Consider the following 15,083-nt stretch of genomic DNA (forward strand, 5'->3'; position numbering starts at 1 on the left):
TGGGGTGATCGGGTGGGGGCCTAGATGATCATGCCAATTGACAGAGGAGGAAAATGAGGGTATTGCGCCTACAGTTCGTCAAGCGAATACAGCCGGCGATGCTCGCGGATCGCATAGCGGTCCGTCATGCCGGCGATGTAGTCGGCGATCTTGCGTGCCTGCTGCGTGAGGTCGCCATCCTTGAGTTGATAGTCGGGCGGCAGCAGGGCCGGTTCGGCCATGAAGCTGTCATACAGTTCGCGCACGATGCGGCTCGCTTTCACGCGCATGCGGTTGACCTGGTAGTGGCGGTACAGATTGACCCGCAAGAAGCGTTTCAGTTCTGTCGCGTCCGTGCGCATGGCGTCGGAAAAACGGATCAGCGGGGCACTGGCGCGCACTTCGCTAACGTCGCGCGGCGCCGCGTCGAGGATCAAGGCATTCGACGTGACGATCAGATCGTCGGCCAGCGCCGTGATCAGGCGGCGCAGGGTCTCGTAGATGGCGCGCCGGCCCGACAGGCCGGGAAACGCCTGCTGCACGTCGCGCCACAGGCGGCCGAAAAATTCCACTTCTTCCAGCTGGGCGATGGTGATCAGACCGGAACGCAGGCCGTCGTCGATATCGTGGCTGTTGTAGGCGATTTCATCGGCCAGGTTGGTCAGCTGCGCTTCCAGTGTCGGTTGCGTGCGGTCGATGAAACGCTGGGCCACGGGGCCCAGTTCGCGCGCATGCGCCAGCGAGCAGTGTTTCAAAATACCTTCGCGCGTCTCGAACATCAGGTTCAAGCCGTCGAAGGCGCCGTAATGCTCTTCCAGCGTGTCGACCACGCGCAGGCTTTGCAGGTTGTGCTCGAAGCCGCCGTGCTCCCGCATGCACTCATTGAGCACGTCCTGGCCCACGTGGCCGAACGGCGTGTGACCCAGGTCATGCGCGAGGGCGATGGCTTCGACCAGATCTTCGTTCAGGCGCAGGTTGCGCGCGATGGAGCGACCCACTTGCGCCACTTCCAGGCTGTGCGTCAGGCGCGTGCGGAACAGGTCTCCCTCGTGGTTGAGGAAAACCTGGGTCTTGTATTCGAGACGGCGGAAGGCCGAGGAATGGATGATGCGGTCGCGGTCGCGCTGGAACTGGCTGCGCGAGGCGTGTGCCGCTTCGGCAAAGCGACGTCCCTGCCCCTGTGCCGAATGGGCCGCATACGGGGCGAGGAAGTCTTCGGGGGTCATGCTTGCTGTACTCCGGCGGCCAGGGTGGCCAGCACCAGTTCATGCGGCGCGGACGTGATGCACGGGCTGCCCAGCGGTTTCAACAGGATGAACTTGATGGCGCCACCCTCGTTCTTCTTGTCCACTTCCATCAGTTCCAGCCAGCGCTCGACACCGAGGTCCGGCGCCTTGACCGGCAGGCCGGCGGCGTCGACGAGCTTGCGCACGCGCTCCACGGCTGCCTGGTCGATATAACCCATGCGGCAGGACAGGTCGGCCGCCATCACCATGCCGCAGCCGACGGCTTCGCCATGCAGCCAGTGGCCATAGCCCAGGCCCGCTTCAATGGCGTGGCCGAAGGTGTGGCCGAAGTTCAGGATGGCGCGCAAGCCGCCTTCGCGCTCGTCCTGGCGCACCACGTCAGCCTTGATTTCGCACGAACGGGCAATCGCATACGCCAAAGCCCCCTTGTCGCGCGCCATCAGCTTGGCCATATTCGCCTCGATCCAGTCGAAAAACGCCGCATCGATGATGGCGCCATGCTTGATCACTTCGGCCAGGCCGGCCGACAGCTCGCGCGCCGGCAGGGTTTCCAGGGTCGAGGTGTCGGCGATCACGGCGCGCGGCTGGTAGAAGGCGCCGATCATGTTCTTGCCCTGCGGGTGGTTGATGCCCGTCTTGCCGCCGACGGAGGAATCGACCTGCGCCAGCAGGGTGGTGGGCACTTGCACGAAGCCGATGCCGCGCATGTAGCTGGCCGCCGCATAGCCGGTCAGGTCGCCGATCACGCCGCCGCCCAGCGCCACCAGGGTGGTCTTGCGGTCGCATTTATTGGCCAGCAGCGCGTCGAAGATCTGCATCAGGCTGGCCCAGTTTTTATATTCTTCGCCGTCCGGCAGGACGATGCAGATCACTTCGCGGCCATCGCTGGCCAGTGCGGCCTGCAGGCGCCCAAGGTACAGCGGCGCGACGGTGGTATTGGTGACGATGGCCACCTTGTGGCCGCTGATATGGCGCAGCAGCGCATCGGCGTCGGCCAGCAGGCCGGGACCGATGGCGATCGGATAACTGCGTTCGTCGAGGTCTACGCTCAACAACATTTTGGATTGCTCGTTCATCGAAGGCTCTGCATGAATGACGCAGTTGGGCGAAGCCTCGCATTCGAGGCTGGCCAGCTGCATCAGGATGGTCTGAACCATCGATTGTACGTTAGGACGGCCCGTGTCGATCACAATGTCGGCCACTTCCATGTAATGGGGCTCGCGCTGTGACGTCAATTCTTCCAGCTTGCGACGCGGGTCGGCCGTCTGCAGCAGGGGGCGGTTCTTGTCGTGGCTGGTGCGCGCCAGGATGTTGCTGACGCTGGCGCGCAGGTACACGACCGTGCCCCGCTCCTTCAGGTAGGCGCGGCTGTCGGCATTGAGGATGGCCCCGCCGCCGGTGGCCATGACGATGCCTTCCTGGGCGCTCAGGTCGCGGATCACCTCGGCCTCGCGCCGGCGAAAGCTCGCTTCCCCCTCGATTTCAAAGATCCACGGGATGGTCGCCCCCGTGCGTGCCTCGATCTCGTGGTCGGAATCGACAAAGCGCAAGCCCAGTTTGCGGGCCAGGATGCGCCCGATCGTGGTTTTGCCTGCGCCCATGAGGCCGACAAGGAAAATATTACTGTTGGAAATTTCGGACACTTTTAATATCAATCAGAAAATAAGCGGGCGCCGCCTTTACGGCGCCCGTTTCCCCTTGCGTCAAGGACAGGAGAATGTCAGTCTAAACGGGTAACTGGTGGCGTTACCCAGCGGCGTCGTCACTGTCACATTAAACGTGCTGACCACATTCGCTACACAATTTGTCGGCGTCAGGCTGTTAATTGTAACGGCATGCCGGCCTCCCTGGTTACCTTGAATGTTGCCTCCGGTACGGTCATCCACGCCAAGCGTGTTGTGCGGATAGATATTTTGAATGCTATCCGGTGTGATGGATCCGACTCCATTGATCATATTCGTGATCGCGACAGTCGTCCCGGAAGGCATGGCATTTTGATGCAAATCGCTCAATCGCAGGCTGAATTGACGCACTGCAGAAGCCGAAACGCTCCCCAAATCATAGGTGCTGCGATCCAGACTTACCTGGGCCGACTGATCGAACAGCGTGACATTTTCGGGATGGCTACCGCTTAAAAAGATGGCGATCTTCGCGAACAGCGTCTTGCTGCCGTCCGAAGTGCTGGCGCAGACGGTTGCCAGGCCTGGCCACAGGCTGTCGGGCGTGCCGCCATGGCTGACGTCATTGCAGGGCGTGACAGGTGGATTGGTCGCCACACGCGGGTTCTGGCTGCGGAAGTCGACCGAGCAGCCGCCGTTCATGGTAGTGCAGCCGCCCATGCTGGATGAGCCGATGGCGCCCAGATTGCTCTGAAATACCACCGGCGTGCCGTCAGGAACAGGGTTGCCCGCTTGGTCTGCCAGCAAGATAGTGACGGTCGTGGCAGGGGTGCCTACGGGGCTGTCATACGACCAGCCTTCCACGCTGGACTTGACGGAGCTGAGCGAAAACGCCGTTTGCACAGGCAAACCCGTCGTTACCAAGATGGAATCGGACAAGGTGGAAATGCCAGAGGCCAGGCTGGCCTTAACACGGAAGGTGGTCGGGGTGGTGCCGGAATTGACGGTGGTGATGACGTCACCATTGGCATCCGTGGTGTCTTTCACTTTATTGAGCGTCATGCCAGGACCGTTCAACAACGAAAACGTCACTTCCTGGCCGACCAGCGGTTTGTTGAAAGTATCGAATACGCGGAAAGTGAGCGTAGCCATTTCCGTGCGCGCTATGCCGCCCTGCCCTTGAATCACGATCGACTTGCCTACCGGACTGACGCTGGAAAATTGTACCGATGCCGGCGCGACGCGACCGATCGGCAGCGTCGCGTGATACATGGAAGCGCTGCCCATCACTGTGGCATTGACCATATCGTAGTCATTGCAACCCAGGTCGCGGAAAACAGCTGTGGCCTTGCCATTGACTACCGGCACGCCGCTGGTCACGCTAGCCTTGCCGGCCTCCACGCAAGTCGAACTGAAATTTACCGTCTGGCCTGATCCCGTGTACAGGCTGGTGCCAGCCATGACATCGACCGTGACGTTGGTGGTGCCATAGGCCGGGATGCTGTCGGGCGAAAAATGTATGTCGCTCACCGTCAGGTCGGTGGCTCCCAGCACATAATTGATCTGGCTGCTGACGACGGCACCATTGGCCGTCGTCGTCGCCTGCAAAGTGGCCGCGCCGCTGGCGGACAGGCTGAAAGGCCGCAGCGTGACGCTGGCCGTGCCTGTCGCATCGGTCAGTGCCGTTCCCACCGATGACGACATGACGGCCAGGGTGTTGTCAGTGGAGAACGCGACCAGGGCGTTGGTGAGTGGCTTGCCGTTCAAATCGGTCACCAGTGCCTTGGCCGTCAGCGGCGTGGCGCTCGACAGCGCGTTACTGGCGCTGGCACCACTGAACAGCGACAGCGTCATTTTGGCGCCCGATGCCTGCGCAGTCTTGATTTCATAGCTCGCCTCGCCGCTTATCGTGGCGGTGCCCGCCGCGACAGTGGCCGTCAGCTTGCCCGCACCGGCAACGGTGGCGTTCAGGGCCGAGACGGTGATGCTGGCATAGCCCTTGGCGTCGGTCAGCGCCGTGCCGTTGGTCGATGACAACGTTACCAACGCGGCGTCGGCCGAAAACGTGACCACTGCATTGCTGATAGGAACGCCATTTTTATCGTTGACGAGCGCATTGGCCGTCAGCGGCGTTGTACTGCTCAATGCATTGCTAGGCTGGCCACCAGCGTTAAACAGGCTCACCGTGACCGTCGCTGCCACGCCACCCGTCGTGCCGCCACTGCTGCCGCCATCGATGGTCGGATCACCGCCACCGCCGCCGCAAGCGGCCAGTACAGTGCTCATGACCAGCAGAGCCAGCCAATTCAATGCCCTACTCCAAGAAGTATTGCCTAAAGAAAAATTCCGCATAGTCGCCATCAGTTCGCTTTCGTTTGCATTGTTACTTAAACGTAAAGATGTGACATTAACGTGTTGCTGGCCGATCTGCCACTATTTTCGGCGTAATAAACACCATTAGTTCGGTTTTTTCTTGACTGCGGCCCGTGCTGCGGAAAAAAATCCCCAGCAAGGGGATGTCGCCAAGAATCGGCACCTTGCTATCCGTGCCCCGTTCGGACTGCTGATAAATGCCGCCCAGTACCACCGTGCCGCCGTCTTCCACCATCACTTGCGTACGCACGTGCTTGGTGTCGATGGCAAACCCGGAACGCGTTTCCTGCCCCACGCTATCCTTGTTGACGTCCACTTCCAGCACCACATTGCCGTCCGGCGTGATCTGCGGCGTGACCTCCAGGCGCAGGTTCGCCTTGCGAAATGTAATCGACGTGGCGCCGCTGCTGGTGGCCACCTGGTACGGCAGCTCGATGCCCTGCTCGATCAGCGCCAGCACCTTGTCGGCCGTCACCACGCGGGGGCTGGATATGATCTTGCCCTTGCCGTCCGCTTCCAGCGCGGACAGTTCCAGGTTCAGGAAGCGGTTGGCGGCCGCCGAAAACAGGCTCAGGGCGAAGCTGGCCGGCGGCAAGCCATTGATGCTGGCGGCCGGCAAGTTGACGAATTGCGTGTTTGGCACAAAGGCGCCGGCGCCGGCCACCGTTTGCCCCGTCGCCTCGCCCACCCCCTGGTAGCTGCCGCCGATGGCCGCGCGGCGTCCGCTGCCGCCCAGGGAAAAGCCGGGTACCTGGCCCGCTGCCTGCCGCTGGTCCGTGAAACCCAGGCGCGCGCCCAGGTTGCGGCTGAAACTGTCGTTCGCTTCGACGATGCGCGCCTCGATCATCACTTGCCGCGTTGGAATATCCGTCTTGGCGATCAACTGGCGGATCTGCTCTAGCCGCGCCGGCACGTCGGTCACGAACACCTGATTCGTGCGCGGCTCGATCAGCACGCTGCCACGCCGCGACAGCAAGCGGCTGCGGCCCTCGCCCGCGTCCAGGCCGAAGACGCTGCGGAACGCTTCCGCCTTCTGGTAGTTGAGCTGGAAGATGGCCGACTGCAAGGGTTCGAGTTCCGCGATCTGCGCGCGCTGCTCCAGTTCGAGTTTTTCGCGCGCCAGCATTTCCTCGCGCGGCGCGATCCACAGCACGTTGCCATTGCGCCGCATGTCCAGGCCCTTCGCCTGCAGCAGCACGTCGAGCGCCTGGTCCCACGGCAAGTCGCGCAGGCGCAGGGTCAGGTTGCCCACCACGCTGTCGCTGGCGATGATGTTTTGCCCCGATGCATCGGCCAGGATATGCAGGGCCGCGCGCACGCCCACGTTCTGGAAATCGACGGAGATTTTCTCACCGGCATACAGGCGCGGCGCCGTCACCTGCACCACCGCCTCGTCCCCGGCCATGGCGACGCCATGCAGCAAGGTCCAGTATATCGAGCACATCGAACACATCCACATATACGGCTTCATGGCGTGACCTCCGGCATGCCGGCCTTGGCGTCACCGGTTTTTTGCAGGGACAGGCTGGCGTGCCGTTCGCGCCACCCGCCGCCCGCGTGCGGCAGCAACTCCTTGTACTGCAGCGCCTGTTCGCTGATGCGCGTGACCAGGCCGTGGTCCGGCCCCAGATACTGGCCCACCGCCACCCGGTACACGCGCTGGCCCGCCAGCAGCAGCGCGCTCAGGCTCCCGGCCTGTTGCACGCTACCGACCATGCTGATGGCCGGCAGCGCCACGCTTTCCAGCGCTTCGCGCACACGCCGCGGGTCGGGCCCCGCCACGCTGCCATGTTGAGCCGGCGCGCCGGCGGGCGGCAATGCATCAAAAGGATCGACCAAGGCGGCGGCTTCGTAGGGATACGGCGCGACTACGGCAAGCGGATGCCATACGGGCGCGACTGCAGGCGTGCCGGCCTTGGGCAACAATGCCGCTTGCGCCGCCCGTTCCCCCGCGTCGGGCAAGCGATACGCCTGCAGCACGGCATCGAGCGTCAGCAGGCGATCCTTGCCGAGGGTCAAGGCCAGCTCATGCACCGTGACGATGCGCGGCAAGCGCGCCAGGTCTGCCAGCAGCGCACCCATGGCGTGATAGCCGCCACGCAACTGTATGGCGATCGGCAAGGCGACATATGGCGCTTGCGGCCGGGGCGCCCCCGGCTTGAATAGCGAAAATTGCAAACCGCGCGAATGGCCTGCGGCGTTGATGTCCGTCAACAGCACCGCCATCGCTTGCTGGTCGGGCAACTGCTGTTCCAGGAGAGCCAGCTCGGCGCCAGCCTGGCGCTGCTGCGCACGCCACTGCGGCAACAGGCTCGCCCTGGCCTGCGCCGACAGATACGCGGCACGCAAGCGGCCTTCTTCCCTTTGCGCCACCTGCACGGCAGACATCATGCCATCCAGCCAGGCGGCGTGCAGCAGAGCGGCCACCAGCATGCCAGACAGGGCGGCGCAAGCGAGGCGCACCGGTAGCGGCCACAGCGACGCGGTCTTCAAGCTCAGCATGATCAACCTCCAGGGCTAGGTTTACTGGACAGGCGTCCAGCGCTTGCCAAAGCCAGCCGTATCGTCCACTCCACCGCGCCGTCGCCCGCACCGCGCACTTCCAGCCGCACTTCCACCAATTCCGGCCGGGACCAGGGCGCCGCTTGCTCCAGCGCCTGCAGCAATGCTGCGACCTGTTCCTGCGAAATGGCATGCCCTTGCAAGCGCAGCATCGCCGATTCCTGGCGCACACTGTGCAAGGCCACACCGGTCGGCATCGCCCGCGCCAGCGCGTCCAGCATGCGCACCCAGGCATTGCGTTGTTCTTGCAAATCGGCAATGGCCTGCTGGCGCAGCACCAGCGCCGCCGTCTCGCTCTGCACCCGCCTGCCGGTGTCAAGGATGGCATTTACTTGCTGCGTGGCGTTGCGCCAGCCCTCCTGGCGGCGCAACTGCGCATCGAGCTGCTGCTGCAGCCAAGCGCCCGCCGCCAGCACCAGCAGCAAGCCCAGCAGCGCCCCACCGGCCAGTTGCCACAGCAGCATCTGAATACGCCTGCGCCGCGCCGCCTGGCGATGCGGCAAGAGGTTGATGCATGGCACTTGCGCCACGCTCTTCATCGGGCGTAGCGGTGCAAAGCCAGCCCCCAGGCCAGCTGAAATGCCAGTCCGCTGTCCGGCAAGGCTTGCCATCCCCCTTGTGCAACAGCCGCCTGGCGTGCCAGCGCCTCGCTATCCATGACAACGGGCGTCAAGCCAGCCGCCGTAGCCGCATCGAGGCGACGCTGCACGCTGGCGCGGCGCGCCGCCACGAGCAGCACTTCGATCTCCCGCTGCGTCTGGCCGGCAAGCGGTGGCGCCGGCCCGAGCTGGTAAAAATCCAGGCTGGCGTCTTCCAGCGCAAACGGCATGTATTGCGCCGCCTCCAGTTCCACCAGGATTTCCAGTTGCTCCTCGGGCAAGCCCGCCTGCAGACGGATCACATGAGCGATCAAGGCCGTGGCCGGCATGGCCAATGCCACGCGGGTGCAGGCGCTGCCACTGTTGCGGCATGCCAGGCGCACGGCGGTGGTCAGACCCTGCACATCTTCAACATTGCCTTCAAGCATCACTCCTTCAGCCAGCGCGGCGCTGCCGCAATGCCGGCACGACAGTTTTCCCCGCCGGCGTCTCAACTCGACCACGCGCACGGCATCGTCCGCCATGTCGACGCCCAGCAAGCCGATGCCAAGAAAACTGCGGATAGACATGTTTTTCATAGAGAAACGTGACCGTGGGAGGGGTTGCTGCCATCCGAAAGCCTAGTCCTGGCAGCGCTGGCTTGTAAATGGATTTCACACTGGTGTCTGCGGCGCGGCGCGCCTATCTGGCCAGGCTATGATCTGGCGCAGAATAATTGTTACCAAATCCTGGTTGCCAGCGGGCCAATACACGCTTATATAGAGTATCGACAAGTGTCGACACTCCCCCCGGCAAGCGCCACGGCGCGCTGCCCGCCCGGCAAGCTCGCTTATAATTGACCGGCATAATTAACCGAAAGACATACGACGCATGACATCTTCAAACTCCGCTGGCTCCGCTGGCTCGAAGCCGCCCACCAAGGGCAGCAAACCCAAACGTTTTCTGTTGATGGCCCTGGTATCGCTGCTGGGCCTGGGCATCGTCGGCATCTTGCTGGTAGTTTTTGGCCTGGCCATGGCCTATCCGAACCTGCCGGCGCTCGATACCTTGACCGATTACAAGCCGAAAATGCCGCTGCGCGTGTTCACGTCCGACAGTGTGTTGATCGGCGAGTTCGGTGAAGAACGGCGCAACATGGTGCATATCAAGGATATTCCCGATGTCATGAAGAAAGCCGTGCTGGCCATCGAAGATGACCGCTTCTATGAACATGGCGGGGTCGACTATCTGGGCATCACCCGCGCGGCCCTGCACAACCTGACGGGCGGCGCCAAGCAAGGCGCCTCGACCATCACGCAGCAGGTGGCGCGCAACTTCTTCCTGTCCAGCGAACAGACGCTAAAACGCAAGGCGTATGAAGTCTTGCTGGCGTGGAAGATCGAGAAAAACCTCAGCAAGGACCAGATCCTCGAAGTGTATATGAACCAGATTTATCTGGGTCAGCGCGCCTACGGCTTCGCCTCGGCCGCGCAAATCTATTTCGGCAAGAATATACAGGACCTCACCGTGGCCGAAGCGGCCATGCTGGCCGGCTTGCCAAAAGCGCCGTCGGCCTACAATCCCGTCGTCAATCCGAAGCGCGCGCGCATGCGCCAGCAATACATCCTGCAGCGCATGGCGCAACTGGGCTACATCACGCCTGAGCAATACACGGAAGCCAAGAATGAAGAGCTGAAAGTAAAAACTGACAGCAGCGCCTTTGGCGTGCACGCGGAATATGTCTCGGAAATGGCGCGCCAGCTGGTCTACGAGCAATTCAAGGAAGATACTTACACGCGCGGCCTGAACGTCTACACCACCATCACCAAGGCCGACCAGGACGCCGCCTACATTGCCTTGCGCAAGGGCGTGATGGATTACGAGAAACGCCACGGCTACCGCGGCCCGGAAGCCTACATCGAGATTCCGAAAACCAAGGCTGAGGCGGATGATGCGATCGAAACGGAGCTGGCCGACCACCCGGACAGCGACGACATCATCGCCGCCATGGTGCTGCAAGCGTCGCCAAAATCGTTGCAGGCAGTCACGTCGGCAGGCGAGGAAATCACCATTACCGGCCCGGGCCTGACATTTGGCGCAGCCTGGCTGTCGGAAAAAGCGGCGCCGAACCGCCGCATCAAGCGTGGCGCCGTGATCCGCGTCATGCAAGAAAACAACAGCTGGGTCTTGACGCAAATGCCGGAAGTGCAATCGGCGTTTGTGTCGGCCAGCACCACCGACGGTGCCATCCGCGCCATGGTGGGCGGCTTCGATTACAACCGCAACAAATTCAACCACGTCACGCAGGCGTGGCGCCAGCCCGGCTCGGCCTTCAAGCCCTTCATCTATTCCGCTTCGCTGGAACGAGGCTTGTCGCCAGCCACCATCATCAACGATGCGCCGATCTCGTTCGACGCGGGCCAGACGGGCGGCCAGGCGTGGGAACCGAAGAACTACGACAGCAAATACGATGGCCCGATGACCATGCGCAAGGGCTTGATGAAATCGAAGAACATGATTTCCATACGTATCCTGCACAAGATCGGCGCCAAGTATGGCCAGGAATACGCGACGCGCTTCGGCTTTGACGCGGACAAGAACCCGCCATATCTGACCCTGGCCCTGGGCGCCGGCAACGTGACGCCGCTACAGATGGCGGGCGCGTATGCCGTCTTCGCCAACGGCGGCTACAAGATCAACCCTTACCTCATCGCCAAGGTGACCGATAGCGACGGCAATATCCTGTCGCAAGCCAAGCCGGATCTGGCGGGCGAGGAAGCCAACCGCGTCATCGACGAGCGCAATGCCTTCATGATGAACAGCATGCTCAACGACGTCGTGCGCTTCGGCACGGCGAACAAGGCCATGGCCTTGAAGCGCCCTGACCTGGCCGGGAAGACGGGCACCACCAACGATTCCATCGATGCGTGGTTCGCCGGCTACCAGGCCAAGCTGGTGGGCATCGCCTGGATCGGCTACGACCAGCCGCGCAACCTGGGCAACCGGGAAACGGGCGGCGGGCTGGCCCTGCCGATCTGGATCAGCTACATGGCGAAAGCCCTGAAAAGCATTCCCGTCGAGGAACGCGCCGTACCGGAAGGCTTGATACGCGTGGGCGACGAATACTACTATGCGGAAAATCCGCCGGGCACCGGGGTGGGCAGCCTGGAAGGCGCGGCGCGCGGCACGCCGGAGGAAGAAAAAGCCAAGGAAGCGGTCAAGAATGAACTGTTTTAAGTTCGCTTGATGTAAAAAAGGCAGCCTGAAGAGGCTGCCTTTTTTATTCCTTGGCGAAACGTTATTTCAGGACCACCGGCGCGCCCGCCTGCTCGCTGGCCATGGCCGACAGGGCGGCAAACAGTTCCGAGCCGTCGCGCGTGTTGACCCACTCATCGCCCACGCGCTTGTAGTGGAAACCGCCGGAACGGGCCGCCACCCACATTTCACGCATGGGGGCCTGGCTGTTGACGATGATTTTCGTGCCGTTATCGATGAATTCGATTTCCAGTACATTGCCGCTACGGCTGCATTCGACGTCGAGCACGTCTTCATCGTTCAGCCGGTCCAGCGCCGCCGCGATCTGGGTCAGGGTGGCTTCGGCCAGGGCCAGGAATTCCGATTCGCTCATGCTACACTCCAAAGATCTTAATCAAACCGTGATTCTAATCGTGAAGTCATCCTCAGCGTTTTATATCGGTACCGCCATTGTGGTTTCTAGCATCCTGGCCGGCTGCGGCCAGCCCGGTCCCCTGTACCTGCCCAAGCCGCCGGCGGCCAAGGGCGCGCCAGCCAAAGGCCCTGTCGAACCGGCGCCCGTGCCACCGCCGCCGGTGATCGTGCCGGCGACCTAAAGCGAACGCACCGGGGTGGCGGCATGCGCCGCCCTGGCGCTTTTTACACGCTTGCTCCAGGCGAAATATACGCGAATTAACAACAGTAGCGCGACGATACTGCCAAACAGGATCGGTTGCGCGAAATTGTGCTTGCCCGCCTTCATCCACCAGAAGTGCAGGATACCCAGTGGCGCGATGACGTAGATCAAGCGGTGCAGCCACTGCCAGCGCTTGCCGCCCAGGCGTTTCACCATGCCGTTCGTGCTCGTCACGGCCAGCGGAATCAGCAAGACGAAGGCGATGAAGCCCACCGTGATGAACGGGCGCTTGAGCACATCCTTCCACATTTCCCGCACATCAAAAAAGTGATCGAACCACAGGAAGGTGGTGAAGTGCAGTGCCGCGTAGAAAAACGCGAACAGGCCCAGCATGCGCCGCAGCTTGATCAGCCAATTCCATTGCGTGAAGCGCCGCAAGGGCGTCACAGCCAGGCTGATGCAGAGAAAATACAGGGTCCAGTCGCCCGTGCCACGCGTGATGAATTCCAGCGGCTCCACCAGTTGCCCCGTGTACGTCAGCCAGACCATGCGTGCAAACGGCAGCAGCGCCAGCAGAAAAAGCAGGCTTTTGAATAGCGACAATTGTCTCGGCGTGGGGTTGAGGGCCATGGTCTTTCCTTAAAAGAACTTCTTCAGATCCATGCCCGCGTACAAGGAAGCGACATCGTTGTAGCCGTTGAACATCAGGGTCTTGCGCTTGCGCGTGAGGAAACCGTCTTCGCCGATGCGCCGCTCGGAAGCCTGCGACCAGCGCGGATGATCGACGTTCGGGTTCACATTCGAGTAAAAACCGTATTCGGACGGCGCCGACAGGTTCCAGGACGTGCGCGGCTGTTCCTTGACGAAGCGAATCTTGACGATGGATTTGGCGGACTTGAAACCATATTTCCACGGCAACACCATGCGCACGGGCGCGCCGTTCTGGTTCGGCAAGGCTTCGCCATACATGCCCAGGGTCAGCAGCGCCAGCGGATGGTTCGCTTCATCGATGCGCAAGCCTTCCGTATAGGGCCACTGCAGCACGCGGCTACCCACGCCCGGCATTTGCTTCTTGTCGGCCAGGGTGATGAATTCCACATACTTGGCATTGCCCGTCGGCTCGACCCTCTTGATGATTTCCGAGAAGGAATAACCAACCCACGGGATGACCATCGACCAGCCTTCCACGCAGCGCAGCCGGTAGACGCGCTCTTCCAGCGGCGCCAGTTTCAACAGCGCATCGAGGTCCAGCGTCATGGGCTTCTTGACTTCACCTTCGATGCTGACCGTCCACGGCCGCGTGCGCAAGGTACCCGCGTTTTGCGCCGGATCGCTCTTGTCCGTGCCGAATTCGTAGAAATTGTTGTAGCTGGTGGCGTCCTTGTACGCCGTCTGCTTTTCCAGCGCCGAATAGGCGGGATTGAGCTTGGCGGCCAGTTTGGGATTCGTGCCTTGCGCGAAGGCTTCGCGGCTGGCCATTTCCAGCAAGGCCGCACTGGACATCGAGCCCAGCGCCACTTGCTTGATGAAGCTGCGGCGCGATTCAAACACGGCGCGCGGCGTGATTTCGGAAGAATACGGCAATTCAATGCCGTTGGGACTGCGCTTGATCAACATGGCGGCTCCGGGAAAAAGGTGATTATTTGTACCTTACACCAGTTTTCCCAGGCCGTTCATGACGCTTCTGTCATTAAAGTTTGCCGTAAGAATGCAAACCGGAAAGGAACATATTCACGCCTAAAAACGCGAACGTCGTCACCAGCAAGCCCACCAGCGCCCACCACGAAGCGACGCGGCCGCGCAAGCCCGTCATCAGGCGCATGTGCAGCCAAGCTGCATAGTTGAGCCAGACGATCAGCGCCCAGGTTTCTTTCGGGTCCCACGACCAGTAGCCGCCCCACGCTTCGGCCGCCCACAGGGCGCCCAGGATGGTCGCTACCGTAAAGAAAGCGAAGCCCACGGAAATCGCCTTGTACATGACGTCGTCGAGCACTTCCAGCGACGGCAGGCGGTCGACCAGGTAGCCGCTCGATTTGAGCAGATATGCCGCCGCCACCATGGCCGACAGGGCGAAGGTGCCGTAGCCGATGAAGTTAGCCGGCACGTGGATCTTCATCCACCAACTTTGCAGGGCCGGCACCAGCGGCTGGATTTCTGCCGCATCGCGCGTGACCGTGTACCACATCAGGAACACCACGGCCGCCGAAATGACCAGCATGACAAAGGCGCCCAGCTGGCGCGTCGCATAATGCTGCTCGTAGTACAGGTAGAACATGGCCGTGATCAAGGAAAACAGGATAAACACTTCATACAGGTTCGACACGGGAATATGGCCCACGTCGGCACCGATCAGGTAAGACTCGTACCAACGCACCAGCATGCCCGTCAGGCCCAGTACCACGCCGGCCCAGCACAGCAGGGAGCCGACGGAGGAGCCGAATTCCGAGCGCGCCACCAGGCCGATCCAGTAGAACAGGGTCGACAGCACGAACAGGGTGCCCATCCACAGGATGGCGGATTGGCTCGACAAAATATATTTCAGAAAGAATTTCTGGTTCGCCATCTCAAGGTGGCCGGCGTAGAGCTCGATGGCGGACAGCGACAGCACGGCCGCCAGGGGGATCAGCCAGCGCACGGGCTTCCAGTACCAGCCCAGCCACGCGAACGTGGGCGCCGCTGCCAGCAAGATGGCTTTTTCATAGATATCCATGAAGGCGCCAAAGCGCATCAGGCCAAACAGGGAGGCGGCCAGCAAGCCGGCGCCATACAGCCAATCGATCAGGCTCAGGCGCTTGAAAAAGCCTGGTTCCTGCGTATATATTTGCTTGTTTGCCAATTCCATATTTTCTCCATT

The 15,083-nt window shown here is 61.7% G+C and carries 12 protein-coding genes and 1 pseudogene; 2 read left to right on the top strand and 11 right to left on the bottom strand.

The features are described 5' to 3' along the window. Positions 1-68: 68 nt before the first annotated feature. The 7 genes and pseudogenes from ACP7DE_RS17865 to pilM all read right to left on the bottom strand — a co-directional run bounded on the left by ACP7DE_RS17865 (position 69) and on the right by pilM (position 8,948). Positions 69-1,205, bottom strand: a complete 1,137-nt coding sequence (locus ACP7DE_RS17865) for a deoxyguanosinetriphosphate triphosphohydrolase (protein WP_426073362.1) — start codon at positions 1,203-1,205, stop codon at positions 69-71. Further along, positions 1,202-2,827: a bifunctional shikimate kinase/3-dehydroquinate synthase AroKB gene (gene aroKB, locus ACP7DE_RS17870; RefSeq protein WP_426073394.1), complete on the bottom strand. Its 1,626-nt coding sequence runs from the start codon at positions 2,825-2,827 to the stop codon at positions 1,202-1,204. Before aroKB ends, ACP7DE_RS17865 begins: the two co-directional genes overlap by 4 nt. Positions 2,828-2,929: 102 nt before the next feature. Beyond that, a complete protein-coding gene (locus ACP7DE_RS17875; protein ID WP_426073363.1) occupies positions 2,930-5,131 on the bottom strand; it encodes an Ig-like domain-containing protein in 2,202 nt (733 codons plus the stop codon). Positions 5,132-5,252: 121 nt separating this feature from the next. After that, positions 5,253-6,578 (bottom strand): annotated as a pseudogene (locus tag ACP7DE_RS17880) (type IV pilus secretin PilQ); the annotation flags it as partial. 107 nt (positions 6,579-6,685) lie between these two features. After that, positions 6,686-7,720: a pilus assembly protein PilP gene (locus ACP7DE_RS17885; protein WP_426073364.1), complete on the bottom strand. Its 1,035-nt coding sequence runs from the start codon at positions 7,718-7,720 to the stop codon at positions 6,686-6,688. Positions 7,721-7,722: 2 nt separating this feature from the next. Beyond that, positions 7,723-8,244: a PilN domain-containing protein gene (locus tag ACP7DE_RS17890; protein ID WP_426073365.1), complete on the bottom strand. Its 522-nt coding sequence runs from the start codon at positions 8,242-8,244 to the stop codon at positions 7,723-7,725. A gap of 71 nt (positions 8,245-8,315) precedes the next feature. Next, positions 8,316-8,948, bottom strand: coding sequence for a pilus assembly protein PilM (gene pilM, locus ACP7DE_RS17895; RefSeq protein ID WP_426073366.1), 633 nt, complete (start codon positions 8,946-8,948; stop codon positions 8,316-8,318). A gap of 301 nt (positions 8,949-9,249) precedes the next feature. Here pilM and ACP7DE_RS17900 point away from each other — a divergent pair, with 301 nt between their 5' ends. Further along, on the top strand, positions 9,250-11,595 hold the full coding sequence (locus tag ACP7DE_RS17900) for a penicillin-binding protein 1A (RefSeq protein ID WP_426073367.1): 2,346 nt from the start codon (positions 9,250-9,252) through the stop codon (positions 11,593-11,595). A gap of 61 nt (positions 11,596-11,656) precedes the next feature. Here the strand turns inward: ACP7DE_RS17900 and cyaY are convergent, their stop codons facing one another. Beyond that, a complete protein-coding gene (gene cyaY, locus ACP7DE_RS17905) occupies positions 11,657-11,986 on the bottom strand; it encodes an iron donor protein CyaY (RefSeq protein WP_426073368.1) in 330 nt (109 codons plus the stop codon). A gap of 40 nt (positions 11,987-12,026) precedes the next feature. On the opposite strand from cyaY, the gene lptM reads away from it, so the two are divergent. After that, positions 12,027-12,209, top strand: coding sequence for an LPS translocon maturation chaperone LptM (gene lptM, locus ACP7DE_RS17910; RefSeq protein ID WP_092718293.1), 183 nt, complete (start codon positions 12,027-12,029; stop codon positions 12,207-12,209). Here the strand turns inward: lptM and ACP7DE_RS17915 are convergent. From ACP7DE_RS17915 to ccsB, 3 genes are all read right to left on the bottom strand, one after another. After that, positions 12,206-12,859, bottom strand: coding sequence for a sulfite oxidase heme-binding subunit YedZ (locus ACP7DE_RS17915; RefSeq protein WP_426073369.1), 654 nt, complete (start codon positions 12,857-12,859; stop codon positions 12,206-12,208). The two genes, lptM and ACP7DE_RS17915, sit on opposite strands and share 4 nt — an antisense overlap. 9 nt (positions 12,860-12,868) lie before the next feature. Beyond that, the gene (msrP, locus tag ACP7DE_RS17920) at positions 12,869-13,846 is read right to left on the bottom strand and encodes a protein-methionine-sulfoxide reductase catalytic subunit MsrP (protein WP_426073370.1); all 978 of its coding nucleotides are present in this window, start codon (positions 13,844-13,846) and stop codon (positions 12,869-12,871) included. Positions 13,847-13,919: 73 nt separating this feature from the next. Beyond that, entirely contained in the window at positions 13,920-15,071 is a 1,152-nt protein-coding gene (ccsB, locus tag ACP7DE_RS17925) for a c-type cytochrome biogenesis protein CcsB (RefSeq protein WP_426073371.1), read from the bottom strand. Positions 15,072-15,083: the final 12 nt, after the last annotated feature.

This window comes from Janthinobacterium sp. DSP2-3-3 (assembly GCF_049897325.1).
Lineage (GTDB): Bacteria > Pseudomonadota > Gammaproteobacteria > Burkholderiales > Burkholderiaceae_D > Janthinobacterium.